The organism is Allosphingosinicella sp. (assembly GCF_046295735.1).
GTDB lineage: Bacteria > Pseudomonadota > Alphaproteobacteria > Sphingomonadales > Sphingomonadaceae > Allosphingosinicella.
The window spans coordinates 1-7,552 of the sequence record NZ_JBKBMQ010000005.1; the positions used below are offsets into that span (position 1 = coordinate 1).

General features: G+C 68.7%; 10 protein-coding genes and 1 pseudogene. 8 read left to right on the forward strand and 3 right to left on the reverse strand.

The genetic code is table 11. The features are described 5' to 3' along the window. A pseudogene (locus ACK4K7_RS05780) lies at nt 1–352 on the reverse strand (GGDEF-domain containing protein); the annotation flags it as partial. 209 nt (nt 353–561) lie between these two features. Between ACK4K7_RS05780 and ffh the strand changes: the two are divergent. The 3 genes from ffh to rimM are packed head-to-tail and all read left to right on the forward strand — an operon-like array spanning nt 562 to nt 3,045. Further along, entirely contained in the window at nt 562–2,034 is a 1,473-nt protein-coding gene (ffh, locus tag ACK4K7_RS05785; protein ID WP_431864281.1) for a signal recognition particle protein, read from the forward strand. A 21-nt stretch (nt 2,035–2,055) separates the two neighbouring features. Then, nucleotides 2,056–2,556, forward strand: a complete 501-nt coding sequence (gene rpsP / locus ACK4K7_RS05790) for a 30S ribosomal protein S16 (protein ID WP_431864282.1) — start codon at nt 2,056–2,058, stop codon at nt 2,554–2,556. A 3-nt stretch (nt 2,557–2,559) separates the two neighbouring features. Further along, nucleotides 2,560–3,045, forward strand: a complete 486-nt coding sequence (gene rimM / locus ACK4K7_RS05795) for a ribosome maturation factor RimM (protein ID WP_431864283.1) — start codon at nt 2,560–2,562, stop codon at nt 3,043–3,045. On the opposite strand, the gene ACK4K7_RS05800 is transcribed toward rimM, so the two are convergent. Then, a complete protein-coding gene (locus ACK4K7_RS05800; RefSeq protein WP_431864284.1) occupies nt 3,042–3,977 on the reverse strand; it encodes an NAD(P)/FAD-dependent oxidoreductase in 936 nt (311 codons plus the stop codon). The two genes, rimM and ACK4K7_RS05800, sit on opposite strands and share 4 nt — an antisense overlap. Before the next feature lie 85 nt (nt 3,978–4,062). Between ACK4K7_RS05800 and ACK4K7_RS05805 the strand changes: the two genes are divergently transcribed. From ACK4K7_RS05805 to ACK4K7_RS05825, 5 genes are all read left to right on the forward strand, one after another. Then, on the forward strand, nt 4,063–4,332 hold the full coding sequence (locus tag ACK4K7_RS05805; RefSeq protein ID WP_431864285.1) for an AbrB/MazE/SpoVT family DNA-binding domain-containing protein: 270 nt from the start codon (nt 4,063–4,065) through the stop codon (nt 4,330–4,332). A gap of 9 nt (nt 4,333–4,341) precedes the next feature. Continuing rightward, nucleotides 4,342–4,707, forward strand: a complete 366-nt coding sequence (locus ACK4K7_RS05810; RefSeq protein ID WP_431864286.1) for a type II toxin-antitoxin system VapC family toxin — start codon at nt 4,342–4,344, stop codon at nt 4,705–4,707. Continuing rightward, nucleotides 4,704–5,450 (forward strand): tRNA (guanosine(37)-N1)-methyltransferase TrmD, encoded by a 747-nt coding sequence (gene trmD / locus ACK4K7_RS05815; protein WP_431864287.1) that lies wholly within the window; start codon nt 4,704–4,706, stop codon nt 5,448–5,450. Before ACK4K7_RS05810 ends, trmD begins: the two co-directional genes overlap by 4 nt. Continuing rightward, nucleotides 5,447–5,875, forward strand: coding sequence for a 50S ribosomal protein L19 (gene rplS, locus ACK4K7_RS05820; protein WP_431864288.1), 429 nt, complete (start codon nt 5,447–5,449; stop codon nt 5,873–5,875). Before trmD ends, rplS begins: the two co-directional genes overlap by 4 nt. Before the next feature lie 154 nt (nt 5,876–6,029). Then, a complete protein-coding gene (locus ACK4K7_RS05825) occupies nt 6,030–6,911 on the forward strand; it encodes a TolB family protein (RefSeq protein WP_431864290.1) in 882 nt (293 codons plus the stop codon). Here the strand turns inward: ACK4K7_RS05825 and ACK4K7_RS05830 are convergent. Next, nucleotides 6,908–7,552 (reverse strand): hypothetical protein (locus ACK4K7_RS05830; protein ID WP_431864291.1); only part of this gene is annotated, 645 nt, incomplete at its 5' end. The two genes, ACK4K7_RS05825 and ACK4K7_RS05830, sit on opposite strands and share 4 nt — an antisense overlap.

Below are 7,552 nucleotides of genomic sequence, written 5' to 3' on the forward strand. Positions count from 1 at the left end.
ACGCCATCAGCTCGTTGGCGGCCTGCGCGAACGAGCGGCGGTTCAGGAAGCCGGTCAGGGGATCGGAGGAGGCGAGCGAGTGGGCACGCCGTTCCGCCGCGGTGCGCTCCTCGACCTCGCGATAGCGCCGCCAGCCGTAGATGGTGAGCGCCACGTTGAGGAGGAGGAGGCCGACGATCACGCTGCTGTTGCTGGCGCCCAGCTTCACGAGCTGGCCGCGGAGCTGCTCGACATATTCGCTGCTGAAGCTGACGAAGATCGTCAGGGTGGCGAGCGCGACCCCGATCGCGACCATGTCGCGCCGCGCGGTCGATCCCGCGGCCGGTCTGCTGTTGAAAAAGATGCCAGCCATTCGCCTACTCGTCGCCGAATTTGCACGAGGCCTAGAATGGCCGGGTGAAAATCGCGTTAATCGGGCGACTTGACCTTGCGGGGGCTTCCCCTGTATCGGGCCGGCATCCTGTTCAGGGCAATGGGTGTACGGACGCGTCCCAGGACGCACGCTGGCCGGCGAGTTTTCGCCCGCCGGCGTTTTTGGTTTGGCATGAGGAGTAGGTGCCGATGTTCGAGAGTCTGAGCGACCGCCTGAGCGGCGTCTTCGACCGGCTGCGCGGCCGCGGCGCCCTCACCGAGGCCGATGTCCGCGCCGCGATGCGGGAGGTGCGCATCGCCCTGCTCGAGGCCGATGTCGCGCTGCCGGTGGTTCGCGAATTCGTCGACAAGGCGACCGAGCAGGCGGTCGGCCAGCAGGTCCTGAAATCGGTGACTCCGGGCCAGCAGGTCGTGAAGATCGTCCACGACGCGCTGGTCGAGATGCTGGGATCGGACGCGGCCGAACTCGATCTCGACACGACGCCGCCCGCCGTCATCATGATGGTCGGCCTTCAGGGCTCGGGCAAGACGACCAGCACCGCCAAGATCGCGCGGCGCCTGTCGGACAAGGACCGCAAGAAGGTTCTGATGGCGTCGCTCGACGTCAATCGTCCGGCCGCGCAGGAGCAGCTCGCGGTGCTCGGCAAGCAGGCGGATGTCGCGACGCTGCCGATCGTCCCGGGACAGGCGCCGGTCGACATTGCGCGGCGCGCGCTCCAGGCCGCACGCCTCCAGGGCTTCGACGTGCTGCTGCTCGACACGGCCGGCCGCCTCCACGTCGATCAGGCGCTGATGGACGAGATGAAGGCGGTGGCCGCCGAGACCAAGCCGGCCGAGACCCTGCTCGTCGTCGATGCGCTGACCGGCCAGGACGCGGTCAATGTCGCGGTGAGCTTCACGGAGCAGGTCGATCTGACCGGCGTCGTTCTGACCCGGATGGACGGCGACGCCCGCGGCGGCGCGGCGCTGTCGATGCGGGCTGTGACCGGCCGTCCGATCAAGTTCGCCGGCACCGGCGAGGGCATCGACAAGATCGAGCCTTTCCATCCGGAGCGGGTCGCCGGCCGCATCCTCGGCATGGGCGACGTCGTCAGCCTGGTCGAACGGGCGCAGGAGACGATCAAGCAGGAAGAGGCCGAAGCGCTCGCCAAGAAGATGGCGAAGGGCCAGTTCGACTTGAACGACCTGCGCGGGCAGCTGCAGCAGATGCAGCGGATGGGCGGGCTCGGTGCGCTGGCCGGCATGATGCCAGGCATGAACAAGCTCAAGGGTCAGATGAACCAGGGCGTGCTCGAGGGCAACATCCTCGGCCGGCTGGACGCGATCATCTCGTCGATGACGCCGAAGGAGCGTTCGAAGCCCGAGTTGATGAACGCCAAGCGCAAGATCCGCGTCGCCAAAGGGTCCGGCACGACGGTGCAGGAGGTGAACCGCCTCCTCAAGATGCACCAGGAAATGGCCAATGCGATGAAGAAGATCCGCAAGATGGGCGGTCTCGGCAAGCTCGGGGCTCTGTTCGGCGGCGGCGGCGCGCTCGGCAACCTTCCGCCCGATCTCATGAAGGGGCTGCCCGGCGGTGCCGGGCTTCCTCCCGGCGGGTTGCCCCAGGGACTGGGCGATTTGCCTTTCAAGCTTCCACCAGGTTTCAAGAAAAAGTCGTAATTATCAGAAAGGAATGGTAAAATGGCAGTAGCAATCCGGCTTTCCCGGGGCGGCGCGAAGAAGCGTCCTTATTACAAGATCGTGGTCGCCGACTCGCGCACCGGCCGCGACGGCAAGTTCATCGAGCGCATCGGCAGCTACAATCCGATGCTCCCCAAGGACAGCCCGGAGCGGGTGAAGCTCGACACCGATCGCGCCAAGCACTGGCTGTCGGTCGGCGCCCAGCCGTCGGACCGCGTCCACCGCTTCCTCGACGCCGCGGGTCTCCTGGAGCGCTCCGCGCGCAACAACCCGAAGAAGGGTGAGCCGGGGGAGAAGGCCAAGGAGCGCGCCGAGGAGCGCGCCCAGCGCGAGGCCGAGGCCCGCGAGGCCGCCGCGGCCGCCGAAGCCGAAGCCGCGGGCGGCGGCGCGGACGAGGCCACGCCGGCCGACGAAGCCCCGAACGAGGGCGAGTCGACCTCCGAGCCGGCCGAAGGCGCTGCCGAGGACGCCCCGGCCGAGGGCGCGGAGAAGGCCGAGTAAGCCTTGTCGGAACCTGAGGTCACCCTCGCCGCCGTCGCCGGCGCGCACGGCATTGGCGGCGAGGTGCGGCTGAAGCTCTTCGCCGAAGGCCTCGACACGCTGAAAGCGCAGGAGCAGGTCGCCGTCGGCGGCCGGCTCCTGACGCTGAAGGCGGTTAGGGCCGGCGGCGCGGGGGCGATCGCCCGCTTCGCCGAGATCGGCGATCGGGGCGCCGCCGAGGCGCTACGCGGCCTCCTCCTCACTGTCCCGCGCGCGGCGCTGCCGCCGCTCGGCGAGGACGAATATTACCACGCCGATCTCCTCGGCCTCGAGGTCGTGGACGGGGAGGGGGCGCCGCTCGGCACCGTGGCCGCGGTCGAGAATTTCGGCGCGGGCGACCTGCTCGACGTGGAGCGGCCCGGCGGCCGCCGCGCCATGATCCCGTTCCGCCCCGGCATCGCCGACCTGCAGAACGGCCGCATCGTCGCCGATCCGGCCTTCCTCGCCTAAGCCCGCTTCAGCGCCTCGCGCACGATTGGTTTCTTCTTCGCGAGATCGTTGCGGATCGTGGTGGCCGCGACGCCGCCTTCGCCCATCGCGTGGCTGATCTGATCAAGCCCAATCACCACATCGCCGGCGGCATAGAGGCCTTCGACATCCGTGCGCTGGTGGCTGTCCACCTTGACCGTACCGTCCTCCGAAAGCGCCGCGCCGACCTGACACGCCAGTTCGTTGTGGATGTCGGAGCCGAGCGCGGGATAGACGCTGTCGAAGGTGTGGTGGCCGTAGGGCGTGCCGATGGTGATGCAGGCCGCGTCGAAGCCGACCGCCTCGCACGGCCCGTCGACGCAGGCGATGCCATATTCCTCGAGCCGCCGCCGGTCCTCGGCGTCGAGGTCGTGGGCCTTGTCGGGCGCGATGAGGGTGATGTCCTCGGTGAAGCCGCGGATGAACACCGCTTCGGCGACGCCATGGCGTCCGCTTCCGATCACGCCGACCTTCTTGTCGGTGACCTCGTAGCCGTCGCAGATCGGGCAATAGCGGATGAGGCCGCGGGCCAGCGCTTCGTCATGGAGTTCAAGGTCCATCGGCGGCCGCCGGTTCTTGACGCCGGTGGCGAGGAGCACGGTCCGCGCCGTCACGGCCCCTTCGCCCCATTCCGCCGAAAAGCCGCCGTCGATCCGATCCAGCCGGGTCACTCGCCCGGCCTCGATCGAGGTGCCGTAGCGGCGGGCCTGCGCCGTCATCAGGGCGATCAGCTCCTTGCCGGAAATGCCGTCCGGATAGCCGGCATGGTTGTGGGTGCAGGGGATCCAACTCGCCCGGCTGTTGCCGGCATCGACGAGCTTGATGGAGAGGTGGAAACGGACGAGATAGATGGCGGCGGTAAGCCCCGCCGGCCCTCCGCCGATCACAAGGCAATCATAATGGGGCTCGCTCATCGCCGCTTAGCGTCCGGAACGGCGGCGGGTTCCGCCTTGCAACGCGGTCGTCGCGTATATACACGACGTATATACGGAGAGTGAGATGGTGAAGACCCGTACGTTCAAGTCCGGAAACTCGGTCGCGCTGCGGCTGCCCAAAGCGCTGGGCATTCCGGCGGGCAAGGAGATGCGCGTCCGGGAGGAGCGGGGAAGATATATCGTCGAGCCGGTCGAGCAGGCGCCGAAGAAGATCGACCTCACCGGCATTTACGGCTCGTGCCCCGACCTCAGGCCGCTGACGCCGGAGGAGCGTGAATTCGATCCATCGCCTCGCGTGTGGGACGATCCCGATTGGCCAGGTTGGAACCGCTGAATGCGGTACATGCTGGACGCGAACGCGTTCATTCTCCTCCTTGCGGGTCACCCGGCCCTGGTTGCGCTCGCCGCTGAGTGCGCAGAAGGCGAGCTCGCTATTTCTGCCATAGCCTTTGCCGAGGTGGCGCACGGCTCGGCTTCCGGAAAGGCGCCGTCTCCGGCAGCGCTTGAGCATACAAAAGAAATGATCCCCGTCCTTCCATTCGACGCGAAGGCCGCCGCCGCTTATGCAAACCTGCCGTTTCGCCGCGGCAGCTTCGATCGGCTGATCGCGGCTCATGCTCTCGCGACGGGCCTCATCCTGGTGACGGCTAACCTTGGCGACTTTGTCGACTTGCCAGGTCTACAGGTCGAGAACTGGACGCGGCCATGACCTGGGCCGCGACCGTTCTCACCCTCTATCCCGACATGTTCCCGGGCCCGCTCGGCCACAGTCTCGCCGGGCGGGCGCTGCAGGAGGGGACCTGGTCGCTGGAGACGGTGCAGATCCGCGACTTCGCCACCGACCGGCACCGCTCGGTCGACGACACGCCGGCCGGCGGCGGAGCGGGCATGGTGATGCGCGCCGACGTGCTCGCCCGTGCCGTCGACCATGCGCTGGAGCGCGCGCCGGCGGCCCCGCTGCTCGTCATGAGCCCGCGCGGCGCTCCGCTGACCCAGGCACTGGTGCGCGATCTTGCCGCAGGACCCGGAGTCTCGATCCTGTGCGGGCGCTTCGAGGGCATGGACGAGCGGCTGTTCGAGGCGCGGCCGATCGTCCCGGTGTCGATCGGCGACTATATCCTGTCGGGGGGCGAGACGGCCGCGATCGTCCTCCTCGACGCTTGCGTTCGGCTTCTTCCCGGAGTAATGGGCCAGCCTTCGAGCGGTGAAGAGGAAAGCTTCGAGACGGGGCTACTCGAATATCCGCATTATACCCGACCATATGAATGGGAAGGGCGCAGGATCCCCGAAGTGCTGCGATCGGGGGATCATGCGAAGATCGCGGCGTGGCGCAAGGCGCGCGCGATCGAGGACACACGGCTAAGGCGGCCGGACCTGATCGCGCGTCACGGGGACGCGCGAAGGCCTCCGCCCTCTGGCGCGCGGCGCGAAGACGAAGGCGAAGACAGATGAACCTCATCCAGCAGCTCGAGGCCGAAGCCATCGAGCAGTTCCGCTCCACCAAGACCATCCCGGACTTCCGCCCGGGCGACACGCTGCGCGTCGGCGTCCGCGTCGTCGAAGGCGACCGCACCCGCGTCCAGAATTTCGAAGGCGTCTGCATCGCCCGCGCCAATCGCGGCCTCGGTAGCTCATTCACCGTCCGCAAGATCAGCTTCGGCGAAGGCGTCGAGCGCGTCTTCCCGCTCTATTCGCCGAACATCGATTCGATCGAAGTGGTGCGCCGCGGCGTCGTGCGCCGCGCGAAGCTCTATTATCTGCGTGGCCGCACCGGCAAGGCCGCTCGCATCGCCGAGCGCCGCGACGCGCGCCCGGGCAGCGAGCCGGCTCCGGCCGCCGTCGCCGCCACTCCGGAAACGGAAACCGCCGAGGGCTGATCGCTCCGGCAGGGCCGAACATGTGAAGGGCGGAGGCGCCGGTCGCCTCCGCCCTTTTTCATGTTCGTCGAAGAAGCGCAGCCCTCGGTCGAACGGCGCAAGCGCGTTTGCCAGGCACAGTGCATGGCGGCCCCGTTCTCCAGGGGGTTTGACCATGCCGAACCGTATCGCCGTCGCGCTTGCGCTCGCCGCCGCCACCATGGCCGCCGGCCTTGCCGCCGCCGCCGCGCTCGCCGCGCCCGATGCCGGCGCGCGCTTGCTTGCCGACATCTCGTCACCGCGCAACGACTATAATTTCAGCCCCGACGCGGCATTGCGCACCGCCGTGTTCGCGCGCTCCGACGCCGAATTCGCGAACGCGAAGATCATGGTGACGGAGAGGCGGAACGGCCGCTGGACCGAGCCGCGCCCGATCTCCTTCTCGGACGATCGCTGGGCCGATTCCGATCCCTGGCTGACACCGGACGGCGCGACGCTCTATTTCATTTCCACCCGTCCGACGTCAGGCCGCGAGGAGGGGCGGGCCGATTACGACATCTGGCGCGCGCACCGCACGTCGTCCGGCTGGTCCGCGCCCGAGCATCTCGGCCCCTCCGTCAACAGCCGCGGCCAGGAGCTCGGCCCGGAAACGCACGGCGGCACGCTCTATTTCTCCTCGGCGCGGCGCAGCGGCGCCGGCGGCCTCGACATCTATGCCGCGCCCGCCGAAGGTACCGGGTTCGGCGAGGCAAGGCTGATCGACGGTCCGTTCAACGGCCCGGAAAGCGACAGCGACTTCACGTTGAGCCCGGACGGCGCCACGGCCCTGTTCTGGCGCATGGTGGAGGGGAAAGGGCTGCTCCATATCTCCCGGCGCGGGAGCGCCGGATGGAGCACGCCGGAGCCCTTGCCGCCGGCGATCAACCACGGCCCGTTCAACTTCACCCCCGCCTTCGCGCCGGGCGGCCGCTCGATCTGGTATGCGAGCACGCGCGAGCAGCCCGGCCAGGATGCCGGGCTGGCCGACATCTTCGTCGCGGCCTTGCCTCCGCGCTAGAAGCGCACGCGGCGCACGGCGTAGCGGCCGTCGATCACATATTGCGGCCGTGCATGAGCGGGCCGCGCCGCGACCAGCGGCTCCGCCTCTTCGGGCAGGCCGCGATGAAGGCCGATGAAGCCGATCTCGACCGGCGCGGTCTCGGCGATGACCAGATCGATCACCGCGCCATCGCAGCTGCGCCCCTGACAGCGCAGCCAATAGGGATCCTCGTCCCCGCCTTTGCCGAACGGCCGCACGAAACCAGGGAAGCCGGCGGCGAGCGGCCGCGCCTCCGCCGGGAGTTTCAGCGTCACGGTTTCGGCACCGTTGGCGGCGAGCCGCAGGCGCAGCCGCCGTCCCTCGCCCTCCGCCCCCGCGCCGATCAGCTGCGCCGACGGCGCCTCGATGGGTAGAGTCGGCGCCGGGGCGCTCCAGCGCTTGCGCCTGGACCAGGGCGGCTCGAACCGCTCCTCGAAATCCTCGAAGCCCCGCGGGAGCGCGGCGCCGTCATTGTTGACGAGCCAGCGCGCCGTCCCTTCGTCCTGGTCGAAGAAATGCTCGATCGCGAACAGCTGCTGCCGGTTCTCGGAATAAGCGGGCGTGAGGCCGACAGCGACCCAGCCGATCGCCGCGGCGGCGGCCGCGCCGAGCGCAAGGCC